Raw genomic sequence first — 17227 nt, forward strand, 5'->3', positions numbered from 1 at the left:
AATTGGCTCCACTTTCTGAAGAAAAGTTGAAGAAAACAGCACCGGAAAATCTTCGGTGCGTAGAATAAGACAAGAGTTGACGGGACACTGCCTCAACTCCCTAAAACGTAAAAGTTTGAATAACAGAAAACAGAATTATGACCTTAACAGGCCAGTTTGAAGTGCTAGCGACTGCCGAGACTGGAATTGACTTTACCAATAGCCAAGGCTCCCCAGTTGCTTATACATTTACGTCGTCAGGAACTTGGACGTCGGACGCAAATAATCCCCACCTGGAATGTACCGCCGAGGGGATAGCCAGTCTCCACCCGCTGATTCAGGATGGGCTAAAACAAGGGTGGCCAGATATGGCAAACTACACGAAGTATCCCAAGAATGTCGTTTATGGCTTAGTCGCCCAAAACCTGACAACGGGTGAAGTTACCGATATTGGCAAAAAAGCCACGATCGTTCTCAAACCGGGGCAAACCTTGCGGTTCCTGATGAATGATTTATTTTGGGACTATGGCAATAACAAGGGCAGTATCAAGGTTGATTGGTCAGGCATGACTTTAGTTCCGAAAGTTATGCTGTTTGACGGCGATAAAGATTATGTCACACTGCCAGCGATAAGTGTCAACTTTGCGGGTGGTCTAACTATAGAAGCGTGGGTGTGGTATGATGCCTTCCGGTGTTGGTCGAGAGTTATCGATTTAGGCAACGGTGCCCAGTCAGATAACATTGTTTTGGCCAATGCGGGAACAACCGCCAAGTTGGACCTGAGTGTTTATAAGGGTAGTTCAGGACAAGATTTTACTTCCCCATCGGCAGTTCTAGAACTGGGTAAGTGGATGCACTTGGCAGGGACGCTAGATTCTGCAGGAAATGCCGTCCTTTACAAAAACGGCCTGCCGGTTGCTTCTGGCAAGCTACTGGTGCCAAACAACATCAATCGCACCAAAAATTACATCGGCAAAAGCAACTGGACTGCCGACCAAGATTTCCAGGGCAAGATGGCAGAAGTTCGGGTTTGGAACCGAGTTCGCACCCAAGCCGAAATCCAGGCGGATATGTCCAAGCGGATCACTGGCAAAGAGCCTGGTTTGGTCGGGTGCTGGCCATTAAATGAGGTCCGCGTGGAAGGTTCAGCGCTAAAAGTTGCAGACCTCACCGGCAATTTCACCGGTACTCTTACTGGCGCTGTCCTCGTTGAAGACAGCACCTTGCCTGTTCACTAAGGGCGAGGATCTTTGTCTGGGGGCAAGAAGCGCGAACATAAATAAACGTAACGAGCCCCCTGTCAGAAACCCGGTTTCTTGGAGGAGGTTATGCCTGACGCCCTCTCAATAGAAACACCGGCTACTGCACGTACTCAGCATAAATCAAGCCAGTGGCTGACAGCATTTCCCCATTCAAAGAAAGACTGACTTTAATCGCTCCGGTCACTTCCTCAATAAAACTATACTGCCGCTCTTGATTGTCAGGCACCACCAACTCCGCCTTCCCGTCAAACTCCACCTCCATTAACAACCGGTCTTGTTCATCCGCCGCATCCACGACCAAACTTTGCGGCATCCTCAAGGAGCGACGAGAAAACAGCGAAGCCATAATTCCAGGCAGGCGCGTTGGCAAAACCGGATCGGGCGACCAATCCCAATTAATCCGCAAACTTGAACTTAGAAAAATCTTGCGCAACTCCTGATTCAAGTAAACAAAAATATAGGATAGCCCGCCCTCTGAGTGATTTTTGTTCGTGCGCCTGTCCAAAACAAAGGTTAATTCACGGCCATCCTCGCATTTCGCAAAAGCCACAAACCATTCCCAACCGATATCCTCGCCCCAGCGGAAGCGCCCGAAATTGCGATCGTGATAGCAAAACCAGTCAGAATTGAGATTAAAACTCTGGCCGCAAACCGACAGTTCTCCCGCCACTCGCAAACCGGGCACTAAACCCCAGCCGATGAAACCGCTGCCGAAAGGCGAATCCTCTGTTACCAACAAAGCTGTCGCCTCAGCTTGTGCTTGAAAGCGGACATAAAGCTGCGCCCTGTCGTCGCGTACTTCCACAGCAAAATTGTTGCCGTCAATATCCAGGGACATCCCTTTGCCTTGCAAGTGCAGGGGGAAACGGCGCACTAATTCTGGCTTCCATTCCTGAGAGAAAGCGGTGCCGAAAGTTGCCAGAGGCGCATCCAATTCCGGCACAATAGATTGGGAGTTCATATTAACAATAAACGTCACTTGAATTTCCCCTTGCCCGGGCCGCCCCGCCAAAGTGACATTAACCAGCGATCGCACCCCGCTGTGCCGATCGAGCAGCACAAAGTGATACCAGTCTTTCCAGTCTATCGGGGAAGCGGGGTCATCTAGGGGGATTCGCAGGGCTTCAATGCGGGCTAGCAATTGAGGGTCAGTTGTCATCGCTGAATAGATTTCTCTTCGCCAAGTACATCGTCAAAAACCGGCTCCGACGCAGCAGGGGCAGCCGGTGCAGCGGACGCGGGGGCGATCGCCTCCAGAAAAGCAGCGAACCTAGGCGACACCTGCGCCAGTGCCAGAACCCAAGCCCCAAACCAGAGGTCAGCATTCCCCCCCAGTGCGGTGACAGTGCTGCCACCGACAAAATCGGGAACCCGAATTTTTAAGGGCAACTCACCGGCAAATAAATCCGCTTCTACCAAACTCCACAGCCACTGCTCCCAGGCATAAAGCATCCCTTGCTGTCCAGGCAGCCCCCCAATGGAAGCGTGATAAGCAGAAGCCGCCGACAGGCTCACCGCCAGCCAGCGCGGTACTTGCGCCGCCGCCTGCGCCAACACCCCATTCTTAAAGAACCGCGTCCGCCCCAGTTGAGCCAGCAACTGACTTCCCGCCTGAGTTTGGGCGCGTTCCTTTCCTTTTTCAGCCAGGACGAGCAGCAGTTCTGCCGCCAGCCAGCGAGCGGGCAGCCCTTCGAGACCGGGCAATCCCATTGCTAAACTGTTACCGGCTCGCTCTCCGGCGCCGGTAGAAACAGCAGGGTTTGCCTTGTCGGTGGCGCAAGATTCCAGAATGCTGGCAATTCTCGGCGACAACCGGGCGAGTCCCAGCGCGATCGCCCCAAACCAGCGCGCCCCATCCCCGCCCATTTGGGCAGCAAATTCTGCGGCGAACAGAGGCGGAAGCGCGATTTCCTTCCCGCTTCTCCCCGCTTCTAAATCCGTGTGCGCCAAATTTAACAGCCAGCGCTCCCAAATCTCCAATAAACGCCTTTGCCCGAATTGACTTTCCAACGCCGCACTCGCCGCCAACAAGTTTTGAGAAATCCAGGCTGGCAGTTGAGCGGTGACAAATGCCCGAGCCCCATTTTGGCAAAAGCGTGTGGCCTTCAGCCGAGCCTGTAACTCTCCGCCGGTTTTTGTTTGAGCGTATTCCTCTCCTTTTTGAGCCAAAATTGTCAGAAGTTCAGCCGCCAGCCAGGGAGAGGGAATCTTATCCAAATCCATCAATCCTGCTATCAAGCCAAAAATTCCGGCTGTGGTCGGATCCGGATCTAAGCCAAACAGTTGATGCGGTTCTCCTGGCAGAGGAAGCGTCACCGACAGATGCAAATCTACCGACTCAGTTTGGTGGGGGAAACTAGCAGCAGGCACAATCTCTATTGTAACAGGAATTGCTGTTTCTTGCCAACCGGGAAATCGCAGCCAACTTTTGAAAAATTGACCGGGCTGCAAATCTGAGGGAATTTCCACCGCGATCGTCTGGCTCGCTTCACGCCCCTGCTCCAAGTAAATGTAAGAGGGAACTAAGTGCTCAATTGTCGAGAAAATCTGGCCGCCATCGCTCACCCAGTCATCTATCGTCGGGCGGATGAGTGCCACTTCATTCATGTTATTAGAGAGTGAGAGCCTTAACAAAAGCGTCGCGCCGGGAGGGATTTTCAGGCTCGCTTCGGTTAAGGGTTGCGGGAGTTCAATTGCTTGGTTCATTCTTCAGGGAATCTTCAACATAATGATTTGACAAAAATCAGGTGGGTCGGCGAGGGGACTCTACTGTGAACCTTCACACATTCCGGTAGATTACGTAGTCGATCAGTTCCTTGAGGAAGCGGCGATCGTGGACGGCGGACACCCCTTGTTCGCTGGGGCGCAAAGGAGTTTCCCGCTGGAGAAAGTCCATCTGCTCAAAAATCTCAGCAGCTTGGTTCGCCAAAGTCCGCGCCACATTCCAGCCGCGATCGATACTGCCGTACCGCTGCATCCGGTCGTAAATAAACTCCACTTGTGCTGGGGTTTTTTGCTCCCGAGGCAGAGCCAGGATTTCCCGAATCTTTTGCGAGTCGGCAGCGGAGCTGTGGGCGAGCGTGTGATTCAGCATCAGAGTGCGCTTGCCCTCATAGATATCGCCGCCAATTTCTTTACCGTAAAGTTTCACATCCCCCTGGAGATTCAAAAGGTCGTCTTGAATCTGAAAGGCGATTCCCAGAACCATACCAAATCGGGTGACGAGCGCCAAGGGTTCTACCAAATCTTTTGTATGTGCCGACGGGTGCCCCACAATCAGACCAATGCGGCAAGGCGTCATAAAGGAATACCAGCAGGTTTTCTTGACGCACATCTTGAAATAATCTTGGTCTGTGAGGTTCGAGGCATTTGTTGCCACCCAGTCCAATTCCATCGCTTGCCCTTCCACCGATTGCTGGGCCATCAACTCAATCTCATGCAGCACATCCAGGGTTTTGTTCGCCCCAATCAGAGAGAGGTTTTCCAGCAACATTCCCACCGCAAGGACATTCGTGGCATCGCCCACATTAATAGCGCGGGGAATGCCAATTATGTGGTGCAGAGTTTCTTTGCCTCGCCGCGCCTCGGAACCGTCTTCAATGTCATCGTGAATTAGAAACGCATTGTGATAGAGTTCTAGAGCCGCTGCTGTGGTCAAAGCCGACTGTCCCATCCCTCCTACCGCTCGCGCCATACTCACGCACATAGTCGGACGCAGCATTTTCCCGGTGCGGAAGGGATAATCTGCCAGCATTTCATACAGGGGTTCGTAGGAGCCGATTCCGCCGCGTTTTTTGTCGATAAACTCCTGAATTTTCACCCCCACAGCCACCCGCGCACTGTGCAGCGCTTCGTTGATAATCTTCTTGTCAAACTCGGCTTTTTTTGCCGCTGGCGGAGTGAGTACCTGTAACGTTTCTCCCCCAGGCAATTTTAGAGCAGATGTCTCTGTCTGGAGAGAGGTTCCCCCCTGATATTCATCCCTCCTCCTACCCCTCTTTGTTTCGGGCGCTTGAAGAGACGCGACTAGGTTGGCTATTACCCCATTTACTTCCCCATTAGCTATGCCGTTGTCTGGGTGATGGTTGTCTGTGCCTGCCGTGCCATGTGGTTTGCCATTACCATTAGAGAATCCGCCATTAGCTGTGCCGTTGTCTGGGTGATGGTTGTCTCTCAATGCAGTCTCGTGATGGTTGTCTGTGCCTGCCGTGCCATGTGGTTTGCCATTACCATTAGAGAATCCGCCATTAGCTGTGCCGTTGTCTGGGTGATGGTTGTCTCTCAATGCAGTCTCGTGATGGTTGTCTGTGCCTGCCGTGCCATGTGGTTTGCCATTACCATTAGAGAATCCGCCATTAGCTGTGCCGTTGTCTGGGTGATGGTTGTCTCTCAATGCAGTCTCGTCAGGCAGCGGTTTGAGATTAGCTCCGTTCGTCCGGTGTTTAGTGGTTTTTCCTTTGGGGTCATACAATAACCAATTTGAAAAACTGAACAATAAAGTAAAATAAAATATTTCCAGCATGGAGTCTATGTTTAACAAAAATTAGCTCAATTTTGTGGGAATTGAATTTTTTCGTGAGCCTAGCGTTGGCACCGATCTATCCTGATTTTTCTAGATATTTTGAAATCAGCATACTTACCCTGAGTAACTTGAGCGGAACTTCCGCCGCCACTTTCAGCCAGCATAACTCATCTCTATCCAGTCAAAACCAGGTGCCTCGGTTTCAGGAACCGCGCCAGTAGATACTGGCTATACCAGCAAATTTTATGTTTTTTATAATTTTTTTTTGTTTTTCGTCTTCTTATTTTTGGTGTTTCATCTGCTGTTGAATTTGCTTAAGTTAATTATTATATTATGCTGAACCTGTCATGTCAATTCATCCTTGACATGACAGGTTCAGAGAATATGAGATTAAATTAGCGTTTAACTTCTAGAGGTCAACAATGGTATATGCGTCGGACAACCGCCAGGAACAGTTGGCGAACTGGATACTCGACCTAGTGGAAATACTGCGAGCCAAGGGAGGCAGGACTTGGAGATTGTTAGTGGAAACAGTCTCTGGGAAGACGGCGGCGATCGCCCTCGACGGGATTGGATTGCGACTGCGAGCATCAGGGGGCAACGAGCTGCTTTTGACGGTTGAACCGCTAGCAGAATCAGAACCGCTCATCTTTCGCAGCGATGCCGAGACGCTCAGAGACGCGATCGCAGGCCGGTTATCTGTAGATGCTGCTGTCACAGCCGGAGATATCTATGTTCGCGGCGACTTAGAGGACTTGCGGGGGATATACGCTGTCACAATGGAGATTTTGGCCGACAGTGCCATCAATCCGCAATTGCAGCGCCTCTGGGAAGAATTCGACGAATCCTGGGAGCGTCCATCCTCTCCCCCGCCTTGCCGCGCTCTCGAACAGCAGAAACCGCCTTACGGTTATCTGGTGAACCAAGTCTCGGAAGACGTGCTACGCACTGACGTTGGGGAGTAAATAGTAGGGTGCGTTCCTGGAGAGCCGCCTCACCGTCAACCGGGAACGACCCCGCTAACATAGCATCGCGCAAAGCCTTAGCTTTATCATCACCATTGTGCCAATTTTGATAAAATTGCTCCATAATAAAGGCGGTAATATTATCATCAACAGACCAAAGAAAAACCAACACTGAAGCCGAACCTGCCGAAATAAAAGCACGAGATAAACTAATCACCCCATCGCCACCAATTTTGCCTCGCCCAGTGCCACAAGCGGACAAAACTACTAACTAAGATTTCAGGTTTAAATTCACAATTTCTTGAGCGGTTAAAAGCCCATTATCTGCCGTATTCAGGCTATCCGGCGACAAAGCTACCCAGCTTTTATTCCCTTGATTAGCATCAAAATTGCCGTGAGTGGCTAAATGAATGATGCGCGATTTTTTCATCCGTTAAACCACCATAAATTTTGTAGCTTCGTGGCAGATTAAAGCCGTATTATTAAAACTCCTGGCAATATTTTGGGCTTCGGTTTCCGCTGCTTTTAGAGAAAATAATTTTTGCGGCTTTTTCCCTGGAATTATAGTGACTAATGGCATCCTCGGATTGCCGACAATTAACACATCATTGCTGCTAATATTTTCACGAGGTAACTGTTGCCGATGTTCAGCGGTTAAACCCAGAGATTGAATGAATCGAAGGATCAGTAAGAATCGTGTGTTTTTCGATTAAATAAGTGTCATTTTCATCCACTAAAGCGGGAAAAAGAACCAGAAATAACTCATCTTGAGGAATAAAAATCACATGAGCATTCGGGTCTGAGGGAAGTAAATCCGCGATCGGGTTTGATCGGTAATTCATGCAGTTGTTTCAATAAGCGAGTATCGAAAGAATTATTCGGTTTGGGGGTATTCGCTTGATCGGCGGATTGCTGTTGTAAATTAAAGCCTGATCCGCCGCGCATTTCTGGTAAACTAATACGGCTAAAAACTATCTGTAAATCGTTGCGACAAGAGAGGTTAGCAAAACAACGATTATTGGCAATAAATTACTCTAAAAATGTATTTTATTGTCGCAAAAAATTTAAATCATCGCGATTTAAAGTAAGTTAAATACTGTTTTTTAAAACCTTAACAAATATACAATACATTTATTCTTATTTAATTATTTATGATTGATGTAAAATCTCACATATTTGAATAAATAACAATCGTGGCATGATGGGCAGCCGCAATTTTTTGAATTTGCTCGCTCTCGATATTGGGCGGTTCAATATTAAATTCTGAATTTTGAGAAAGTCGTTGATTAAATAACTCCACAAATGCTCTTGCCCTTCCCCGTTCCGCTACGGTTAAAGCGATTTCAATTAATGAGGAGTAAACTTCGCCCAAATTATTCAGAAAAATGGCAATGCGATCGCGATCGCCAATTTCACGGAATATTTCCCAAGATTGCTGTAAGTGTTCAATCGCTCTTGCATAGTCTCCTAATGAATAGTAAGCCGTGCCTAAATTATTCAGAGAGTTGGCAATACCTTGGCGGTAAGTAATTTGCTGATAAAGTGCCAAAGCTGCTTCCCAAGATTGTAAAGCTTCGCGAAACTGACTGGTTTCATATTGCTGAATTCCTTGCAGCAATAATTTATGGGCTGCTTTGATTTCCGTTTCCGTTTGCGCGACTGCTTGGGGCGGGAAAAATCCCCTAATAATTGATTCTTGACCCAATTTAACCGACCCAGGACAAGTTATGGACAACAGAATTGTGCTGCAAATCAGGCTAAAAACTTTTTGAGCGAGGCGCATCGGTGAAGCCTCCGATTATTTAAAATATCTCTAATTTTATTAGAGTCTTGGTTTAGATAAAAACTCTTAAACGTTAGTCTTTTTTTATATTGTGCCTGGTGGTGGGGCGGTGGCTGGTAACGAATTTACCGGGTCAGGATTTCAGTCGGTTTTAACCGACTTGAGCTATTAGCCCGCCATCGTTTTAACCCCTGGCGGGTGTGGCGATATGGCAGGTGTGGCGATATGGCGGAATGGCGATATGGCGGAATGGCGATATGGCGGAATGGCGATATGGCGGAATGGCGATATGGCGGAATGGCGATATGGCGGGTGTGGCGATATGGCGGGTGTGGCGATATGGCGGGTGTGGCGATATGGCGATCGGGCGGAATGGCGATATGGCGGAATGGCGATATGGCGGAATGGCGATCGGGCTGGTCGCGGGAAACCCAGACCGCCGGGGGTTAAAACCCCCGTCTCATAGCGCAAGTCGGTTAAAACCGACTAAAAATCCGATATTTAATGCTGCATAACAATCCGACCGGCGGGGGTTTAAACGTTGGCGGCCTCATAGCTAAAGTCGGTTGAAACCGACTAAAAATCCGATTTTTCCTGCTCCATAACAGTCGGTTTTAACCGACTTGCGCTATGAGCCAGGGATTTTAATCCCTGGCGGATGTTGCGATATGGCGGATGTTGCGATATGGCGGGTGTTGCGATATGGCGGAAGGAAACCCAACCTACAATTAATCAATGGTAATTTCAAGGTTGCGAAATCAACGGTTCTTCCGCGACTTCTGCCAATCCCACAGACTGCAATACCTCAATCCAATATTGGGTTAACTCAGAATCATTAGGATTTTCCCGTCGTAAATTAGCCAGACTAGCGAGAAAATCATACCAAATTCCTGCCTGAGCATAAATTTCGGGAACTTGGCGAGGATTTGCTTGCTGGACTTGTGCCACTAAATCGGGATTGTCTACTCTTTGAATCCATCCATTCAGATGAGTTGTTTTATCTTCTTTCCCATTTTTCTGACAAACTAAAGCTAATTCCCATTGATAAGATTTCCCTGGTTGTAATTCTCCCATTGGACTATCCGTAGGCAGACTCACACTCATCACCCCGCCACGAGGAGAGATTGCCATACGGTTACGATATAAAAGTCTGGATTTATCATCTAGAATTAAAAACTCAACAGCTTCAAGCGCATTATCAGGAATATAGAAAAAAAACGTCGGATATCCCATCGTCGTTAATGGATAACCGCTTGAATTCGGAATCAAGGCTGTGAGAGGTTTTGGATTTTCTCCAACCAGGCAATTATCTCGCGTAATTCCTGAATCTGTATTATTTTTTCTGTCATCAGGATCATCGACTGGGTTGACTGGTTTATCGTCACTGGATTGTGTTCTTGGATTAGTTTGCGCCCAAACTCCTGTGGTAAAACTTATCCCCGAAAGCAATAGCAATAGTGCTAAACCAGTGGAGGCGATATGTTGAAATGGTCGAAACATTATTCATCCATCTTCTTTATAACAAAGCTTGATATAAGCTAAAATTTGCTTCATAGAAAAAGCCGCGATCGCTCTACAATTATAGTCATAGACTATTACACCAATTATGGCTCTCTGGCGACTTTACTATCATTTAGTTTGGACAACTAAAAATCGTCAATATTTAATTACCCCAGATAAAGAATCTACTCTTTATAATTATATCATTGGCAAAGCGGACTCTCTGGGTTGTATCATTCATGGGATTGGTGGCATCGAAGATCATATTCATTTGGTGGCATCGATTCCTCCGAGTCTATCAATTGCTGAATTTGTCAAGACGGTAAAAGGTAGCAGCGCCTATTATATGAATCATTCAGGATTGATGGGTCAAGATAAATTTGCGTGGCAGGAAGAATATGGCGTTTTTTCTGTGGGCAGTAAGCAAATCGATCGCGCTGTGGCTTATGTGAATAATCAGAAAATACATCATGGGAATAAAACGGCGATTTCTTGGTTGGAAAAAACTGATTCTGAAGACGATCCACCTAATCGTTGGTATCCCCCGGATCCGCCGAATTAGCCAATTTCCCAATCCGCCGGGGATTAAAATCCGTCTCATAGCGCAAGTCGGTTAAAACCGACTGAAATCCGTCATTTTCAATTATATAATTTTAGTCGGATTCGCCCGGATTCGCCCGGATTCGCCCGGATTCGCCCGGATTCGCCCGGATTCGCCCGGATTCGCCCGGATTCGCCCGGATTCGCCCGGATTCGCCCGGATTCGCCCGGATTCGCCCGGTTCCGCCCGGATTCGCCCGGATTCGCCCGGTTCCGCCCGGTTCCGCCCGGTTCCGCCCGGTTTCGCCCGGTTCCGCCCGGTTCCGCCCGGTTTCGCCCGGTTTCGCCGGGGATTAAAATCCCCGTCTCATAGCGCAAGTCGGTTAAAACCGACTGAAATCCGTCGTTTTCAATTATATAATTTTACCCAGTTCCGCCCCGCCGGGGAATAAATTCCCCGTCTCATAGCGCAAGTCGGTTGAAACCGACTGAAATCCGTAATTTTGAATTATATAATTTTACCCGGTTCCGCCCCGCCGGGGAATAAATTCCCCGTCTCATAGCGCAAGTCGGTTAAAACCGACTGAAATCCGTCGTTTTCAATTATATAATTTTACCCGGTTCCGCCCCGCCGGGGAATAAATTCCCCGTCTCATAGCGCAAGTCGGTTAAAACCGACTGAAATCCGTCGTTTTCAATTATATAATTTTACCCAGTTCCGCCCCGCCGGGGAATAAATTCCCCGTCTCATAGCGCAAGTCGGTTAAAACCGACTGAAATCCGTCGTTTTCAATTATATAATTTTACCCAGTTCCGCCCCGCCGGGGAATAAATTCCCCGTCTCATAGCGCAAGTCGGTTAAAACCGACTGAAATCCGTAATTTTGAATTATATAATTTTGCCCGGTTCCGCCCCGCCGGGGAATAAATTCCCCGTCTCATAGCGCAAGTCGGTTAAAACCGACTGAAATCCGTAATTTTGAATTATATTATATTTTATATATATAAATAATATTATATATATAATATTATTTTAGTCTAATTTTAGTCGGTTTTAACCGACTTTAGCTATGAGGCGGGGAATTTATTCCCCGACGGATTTTAACCCCCGACGGATTTTAACCCCCGACGGATTTTAACCCCCGACGGATTTTAACCCCGACGGATTTTAACCCCCGACGGATTTTAACCCCCGACGGATTTTAACCCCGACAAATGTTAACCCCCGACGAATGTTCACCTCCGACGGATTTTAACCCCGACAAATGTTAACCCAGGCGGATTTTAATCCCCGACGGATTTTAACACCCGACGAATTTTAAACAACCCGACCGATCGCCCGGTAAACTTCTACCATTTGTTGTTTCCCTTTTAACGGTAAAGACCCCCAAGATTCCACCTCAAATTTACCTTGAACATATTCTAAAGTGGCTTGACCAATGAGAATGCGGCAGTCATCGGGTTGGCGCTGTTTTTCACAACTTTCTAACCGTGAGGCGGTGTTGACGGTATCCCCAATTACTCCATATTCTAGACGATTTTTTCCGCCTAAGCTGCCCACCGTAATTAAGCCGGTAAAAATCCCGACACGCATTTGCACTTTGGGCAATTTTTGCTGTTGCCATTTTTGATTAAGTTTTGTTAAGTTTTCGGCCATTGCTAAGGCACAATTGATGGCATTTTCGGCATCTTGAGCGATTTCTTCATTACTACTACGGGGCACCGGAACTCCAAATACAGCCATAATTCCATCCCCAGTAAATTTGTTAACAATTCCATGATAATCTAAGACCCGATCGCTCATGGCAATCAGATAGGGATTTAACCAGGTCATTAACTCTTCCGGTGATTTAGTTTCCGAGATGGTGCTAAAGTTTTTAATGTCTGTAAATAAGACCGTTGCGGTTAGAGTTTGCCAGGGTAATATGCCCGATTGTAATAAGCGATCGCGGCTATTCCATAAAGCAGAAGCAATTTCTGGTGAGGTTTGTTGCCCTAATAGCTTCATTACCATTTGTTCCTGTTGCCAGACTAATTGCTTTTGATACAATTCGGTTAAAATTGTCGTGACAAAAAACGTGGCCATTGGTGCGGCAACGGGCACCCAAGCCGCTTGTAAAAATAATCCATAACTAATCCCAAAGATACCACCCACAGAGGCGATCGCGCTGCCGACTAAAACCAAGGGTTGCTGAATTCGTCCGGCTAAAATAGCGCCGATAATTGCCCAAACGAATATCCACAATACTTCAGCCCATTCTGACCAAAACCCAAATAAAGGTTCACCATCTAATACGGCACTCAATATCTGGCTAGTCATCTGAGCATGAATCTCAACTCCAGGCATTTTTTGTCCGTAGTTGCCTGCACTATAGGGAGTAAAAAATAAATCTTTGAGACTAGGAGCAGTCACCCCAATAAAAACAATTTTATTTTTTACTAAATTTGGCTCAATTTCCCCGTTTATTACTTCTGTAAAACTAATTGTTTGGGCAACAGTTTTCGACCGATAAGTTAGCAAAAATTGATAACCCCGTGCATCTATGGTTTGATAACCACCAGAGGATTTGCTTAATCTCGGAAAAATCTTTTCACCAAGCTGATATTCTTTATTTTCGGTTAATTTATCGGATATTTGCTGATTTTTTAAATAAATTCGGGCTGCCTGAACAGATAAAGCACTTCCATCAGGCTGAAACATTAATTGACGGCGAACTCGACTATCTGGATCGATCGCCATATCCGCAAAACCAATTTGTGTTCCTGGTAAACTGGGAGGGGCGGAAACGCGATCGCGATCGTTATTACCAATGACTAAAGACCCAATCACATTAGGTTGCTGAAATTGTTGCACCAATTCCTCATATCCCGGTGGGTTAGGAATATCTCGCACCAGGTCTAGAGCGATCGCTGCTGGTTGGTGTTTTTGCAACTCGGCTAAGGCTTTTGCTAATACGCGATCGGATATAGGCCATTGCTGTAAATTGGCAATATCTTGCTCGTTAATTTCTACCACCAAAAGCCTGGGATCGGGTCCTGGGTCGGGACGCAAATTTACCATCAGATCAAATATCATCAATTCAGCAGATTGCCACCCGCCAAAATAGCGAACGAGTAACACCAACCCAGTCACTCCAAGAGAAGCGATCGTTAATTTTAATAAGCTAACCAATGAATGCCCTGATTTTTGGTTGGGTTTTTGAGATATATTTAATAATTTAGAAAGCACGGTTTTTTGCAAATAAATCTTATTGGTATAATTAAATTATATAAATTATCCACAAAAAATTATAACAAATTGTTGATTTACAGCGTTTTTTAGATTAATCAACCACAGACAAATAGATAATAAGGATTGGGAGAGAAAACCCAACCATTTTGGTCTCCCAACCTGTAGGGGCAATTCGTAAATAGCCCCTAGTTTCACGCAATAGAACAGCCCTGTAATCAGTGGATTTTAGATATAGGACTCAAATTATTTGAACCGAATCAATCAAAATTAAACTTGTCCCGTCCCTTGAACAATATGCTTGAGAGTGGTTAAAGTTTCCAGACTGATTAAACCCCGGCGAAGGCCTTTTTGGTTGGACATTCCCAGGAAAATGGCATCACCCTGTTGTTTGTTGTAACGGTAAAATCGCGGGGATGAGTTAATATATACTGAAGCACTGTTAATCCCCGCCGAAAATTGAGAACTTTCTAAATAAGACTCGGTGACGAGGCAATCCGCATGACCGCTACTATATTTGTTGATCCATCGAATCGCGGCTTCCATGTTATTCACCCGTTTAAAGGCAACAGTTTTGCTTAAATAAGATTGATGCCACTCTTCTTCTTGGACAACGGTTAACCCAGGAAATTCTTGATGTAACTCTTCATCGACGCGAATTTCAAAGCCACTTTCTTGCAGGGTATTCCACAGTATCGTTAAAGAAGAGAGTTTTTGATTGCTATGGATTAAAACTTTCTCGATCGCATTCACAGGATCTGGTTCACTTTGATGGCTATCCATAATAATAGAACGGGTCAGATCCAAACTCCCCGTAGGCGACCAATAAAGATAACAATTGCCCATTGCCGATCGCAAAACCGGGGCGGTAGATTGCCGCACAACTTGTTGGACTAAACTCGGTCTTCCATAAGGAATGACTAAATTAATATAGTCATCTTGTTTAACTAAATCACGAATGGTTGCCCCAGAATCCGCTGGGATTAATTCTACAGATCCAGAGGGAAATCCCACCTTTTCTAAAGCCCCACAAATAGCTTGCGCGATCGCCTGATTGGATTGACTTGCTTCAGTCCCACCTCGCAGCAGCAAACTATTACCCGTTTTCATACAAAGTCCAGCGGCGATCGCGGCTAACTCTGGCAAAGTTTCATAGATTAATGCAATCACACCCAGAGGCATTAACTGACAATAAGTTTGAGAATGATCCAACTGATAAGACGCATTCATCACCCGACGCAGAGGGTCAGACAATTCCGACAAGCGATAAAGCGTCTCCACCGTATTATTTAAACGTTCTGGAGTCAGCTTCAACCATTCCAAAATCAAATCAGGAACCGCCATTTCCCGACTGGCTTCTAAATCCAAAGTATTGGCTTCGAGAATATCATCCGTCGCATCATCCAACGCATCAGCAATTGCCCGGACAGCCCTAGAGCGTTCTATCCCTTTAGTGGTTCCTAGAATCAAGGACGCTTCATAGGTGCGTTGAACACTCACCATGAGACTGGACGAAGAAGTTAAAGAATCTTTTGTCATTACGCTAACGCCTATAAGCTAACCACACCATTAAGGCGGGGAAAATTGCCAGCAATACTGCCAGAATCACCCACGGGACAATATTTGCCCCCTGGGGCAATTGCAACGCCAAAGGTAGCCAAATTACCAATAACATTAAGATAACCAAGATTGCTACAGATAGGTAGCTTTCTCGGAAATTATCATCGGTCGTTTGCCAGTGATGGCCATTCCAGCGCCAAGAGCGTTTGTAAGGATAGTGGGTGGGCAGTTGTTCTAGAACATATCCCTGTTCCTCAAGAACAAAGATTTGCTGGCAGGAATTGCAACCAAATGCTTCGGTCAAGGTGATAGGGATTAATCTACCTTGGCGCGGACACGGACAAGGATAGTCCGTGTTGCAGTCAATTTTATGCTCTTTTTTAAATCGCACAATATCTTTCTCAAAACATCTTTCACTATATAATGTGAACCATCGCTGCTTTGGCTAATAGGTTTGAACCGCCAAAAACAACTGAGCCATTAAAGGCTTTGCTCTCAGTTTATGATATTTTTGCTTTTAAAGCGGGTAACGCGATTCGAACGCGCGACATCAACCTTGGCAAGGTTGCGCTCTACCACTGAGCTATACCCGCATTTCCATGACGATTTCTATATTTACAGATTTTTCAGATTTTGTCAACAGTTTGGGAAAAAATTTTTTTCGGGTGTGGGGCCGCCATCGGTGTAGGGTGTGGGGTTTAGGGTGTAGGGTGTAGGGGAAAGAGAGGGTGTAGGGTGTAGGGTGTAGGGGAAGAGAGGATGCATAGGATGCATAGGATGCATAGGATGCATAGGATGCATAGGATGCATAGGATGCATAGGAAAATTCTCTATTCTCTTTTCTCTATTCTCTTTTCTCTCTTCCCCCCACACCGATGGCGGCCGATGGCGGCCGATGGCGGCCCTACACCGATGGCGGCCCCACACTCCACACCGATGGCGGCCGATGGCGGCCGATGGCGGCCCTACATCCCCTGTTGAGCGATCGCGCTTTTCGGAGATCCGGCTGCGGGTAAAGTCTGGCTGCCAGAAGTGATCGCTGTAGAGTTGCGTTGCCCCGAAAAAATTTTGAACTGGCGCATCAAACTGGCCATTTCTATGGCATTCATGCCATAGTCCCAGCCTTTATTACTCTTAATTCCCGCCCGTTCCAAGGCTTGCTGCATAGTATCGGCGGTTAAAATCCCAAAAATCACCGGGACTCCGGTTTGAAAACCCGCAGCGGCAATTCCTTTAGAAACTTCGGCGGCGACATAATCAAAATGAGGCGTATGACCGCGAATTACGGCGCCCAAGCAAATGACGGCATCGTAGCGATCGCTCATCGCCAATTGACGCGCCACCAAAGCGACCTCAAAACACCCAGGCACCCATATATAATCAACTTGATTGCCTTGTTCGCTGACATCAATGCCGTGACGTTGCATCGCATCTTGGCACCCGGCTAAGAGTTTGCCGGTAATCAGGTCATTAAACCGACCAATCACGATCGCAAACTTTAATGATTCGGTCTGGGTAAAATTACCCTCGAAAACTGCCATAAGAATTGTTAATTTAATGTTTTCTACCTATAAAGCTGTAGAAACGTTGCCCAACGCATCTACAGCTTCAGCGTAAGCTGTAATTCTGAGGAATTAAGCAACCAGATAATTTAAGACCCCAACCACAATCACCAGGATTGCCCAAATTCCCGATCCGATGTACAGCAGGGGCTTAGATTGATCCCAGTTTTGGGGGGAAGCATAAGCTACCGGCACCCCAATTACCATCACAAAGGACACGAGAACTAAAGCTAAGAGTGCAAATTGAAATATGACTGACATTTTCCTAATCTCCCAAATAAACGGTAATCGACAACGAATGCTGACCAGCGAATCGAAGTTTTTGT

The 17227-nt window shown here is 46.8% G+C and carries 15 protein-coding genes, 1 tRNA gene and 1 pseudogene; 3 read left to right on the plus strand and 14 right to left on the minus strand.

Annotated features, from left to right (window positions below):
* Positions 1–137: 137 nt before the first annotated feature.
* Positions 138–1217, plus strand: a complete 1080-nt coding sequence (locus ABWT76_RS07195; RefSeq protein ID WP_054469508.1) for a LamG domain-containing protein — start codon at positions 138–140, stop codon at positions 1215–1217.
* A gap of 121 nt (positions 1218–1338) precedes the next feature.
* On the opposite strand, the gene ABWT76_RS07200 is transcribed toward ABWT76_RS07195, so the two are convergent.
* The 7 genes and pseudogenes from ABWT76_RS07200 to ABWT76_RS07230 all read right to left on the minus strand — a co-directional run bounded on the left by ABWT76_RS07200 (position 1339) and on the right by ABWT76_RS07230 (position 8511).
* A complete protein-coding gene (locus tag ABWT76_RS07200; protein ID WP_054469507.1) occupies positions 1339–2400 on the minus strand; it encodes a hypothetical protein in 1062 nt (353 codons plus the stop codon).
* Entirely contained in the window at positions 2397–3947 is a 1551-nt protein-coding gene (locus tag ABWT76_RS07205) for a hypothetical protein (RefSeq protein ID WP_054469506.1), read from the minus strand. Before ABWT76_RS07205 ends, ABWT76_RS07200 begins: the two co-directional genes overlap by 4 nt.
* 73 nt (positions 3948–4020) lie before the next feature.
* Positions 4021–5634 (minus strand): polyprenyl synthetase family protein, encoded by a 1614-nt coding sequence (locus tag ABWT76_RS07210; RefSeq protein WP_242050064.1) that lies wholly within the window; start codon positions 5632–5634, stop codon positions 4021–4023.
* A gap of 933 nt (positions 5635–6567) precedes the next feature.
* Positions 6568–7158, minus strand: a pseudogene (locus tag ABWT76_RS07215) (CHAT domain-containing protein).
* A gap of 3 nt (positions 7159–7161) precedes the next feature.
* On the minus strand, positions 7162–7308 hold the full coding sequence (locus ABWT76_RS07220; protein ID WP_156332020.1) for a hypothetical protein: 147 nt from the start codon (positions 7306–7308) through the stop codon (positions 7162–7164).
* Positions 7309–7375: 67 nt separating this feature from the next.
* Entirely contained in the window at positions 7376–7570 is a 195-nt protein-coding gene (locus ABWT76_RS07225; RefSeq protein WP_054469503.1) for a CHAT domain-containing protein, read from the minus strand.
* 326 nt (positions 7571–7896) lie between these two features.
* Entirely contained in the window at positions 7897–8511 is a 615-nt protein-coding gene (locus ABWT76_RS07230) for a tetratricopeptide repeat protein (RefSeq protein ID WP_054469502.1), read from the minus strand.
* A gap of 233 nt (positions 8512–8744) precedes the next feature.
* Here ABWT76_RS07230 and ABWT76_RS07235 point away from each other — a divergent pair, with 233 nt between their 5' ends.
* On the plus strand, positions 8745–9026 hold the full coding sequence (locus ABWT76_RS07235) for a hypothetical protein (protein ID WP_354635855.1): 282 nt from the start codon (positions 8745–8747) through the stop codon (positions 9024–9026).
* A 229-nt stretch (positions 9027–9255) separates the two neighbouring features.
* On the opposite strand, the gene ABWT76_RS07240 is transcribed toward ABWT76_RS07235, so the two are convergent.
* Positions 9256–10011 carry a DUF928 domain-containing protein gene (locus ABWT76_RS07240; RefSeq protein ID WP_054470479.1) on the minus strand — a complete coding sequence of 252 codons (756 nt, stop codon included), beginning with the start codon at positions 10009–10011 and terminating at the stop codon, positions 9256–9258.
* 106 nt (positions 10012–10117) lie between these two features.
* Between ABWT76_RS07240 and tnpA the strand changes: the two genes are divergently transcribed.
* The gene (gene tnpA / locus ABWT76_RS07245) at positions 10118–10573 is read left to right on the plus strand and encodes an IS200/IS605 family transposase (protein ID WP_054470477.1); all 456 of its coding nucleotides are present in this window, start codon (positions 10118–10120) and stop codon (positions 10571–10573) included.
* Between the two features lie 1295 nt (positions 10574–11868).
* Here the strand turns inward: tnpA and ABWT76_RS07250 are convergent.
* The 6 genes from ABWT76_RS07250 to psbZ all read right to left on the minus strand — a co-directional run bounded on the left by ABWT76_RS07250 (position 11869) and on the right by psbZ (position 17162).
* Positions 11869–13779, minus strand: a complete 1911-nt coding sequence (locus ABWT76_RS07250) for a CHASE2 domain-containing protein (RefSeq protein ID WP_231636954.1) — start codon at positions 13777–13779, stop codon at positions 11869–11871.
* Positions 13780–14049: 270 nt separating this feature from the next.
* Positions 14050–15318, minus strand: coding sequence for a glutamate-5-semialdehyde dehydrogenase (locus tag ABWT76_RS07255; RefSeq protein ID WP_054469868.1), 1269 nt, complete (start codon positions 15316–15318; stop codon positions 14050–14052).
* Between the two features lie 4 nt (positions 15319–15322).
* The gene (locus ABWT76_RS07260) at positions 15323–15730 is read right to left on the minus strand and encodes a hypothetical protein (protein ID WP_054469867.1); all 408 of its coding nucleotides are present in this window, start codon (positions 15728–15730) and stop codon (positions 15323–15325) included.
* A 130-nt stretch (positions 15731–15860) separates the two neighbouring features.
* Positions 15861–15932 (minus strand) — tRNA-Gly (locus ABWT76_RS07265).
* 372 nt (positions 15933–16304) lie between these two features.
* Positions 16305–16880: a 6,7-dimethyl-8-ribityllumazine synthase gene (gene ribH / locus ABWT76_RS07270; RefSeq protein ID WP_054469866.1), complete on the minus strand. Its 576-nt coding sequence runs from the start codon at positions 16878–16880 to the stop codon at positions 16305–16307.
* 93 nt (positions 16881–16973) lie between these two features.
* Positions 16974–17162, minus strand: coding sequence for a photosystem II reaction center protein PsbZ (gene psbZ / locus ABWT76_RS07275; protein ID WP_054469865.1), 189 nt, complete (start codon positions 17160–17162; stop codon positions 16974–16976).
* Positions 17163–17227 lie beyond the last annotated feature (65 nt).

The organism is Planktothricoides raciborskii GIHE-MW2 (assembly GCF_040564635.1).
GTDB lineage: Bacteria > Cyanobacteriota > Cyanobacteriia > Cyanobacteriales > Laspinemataceae > Planktothricoides > Planktothricoides raciborskii.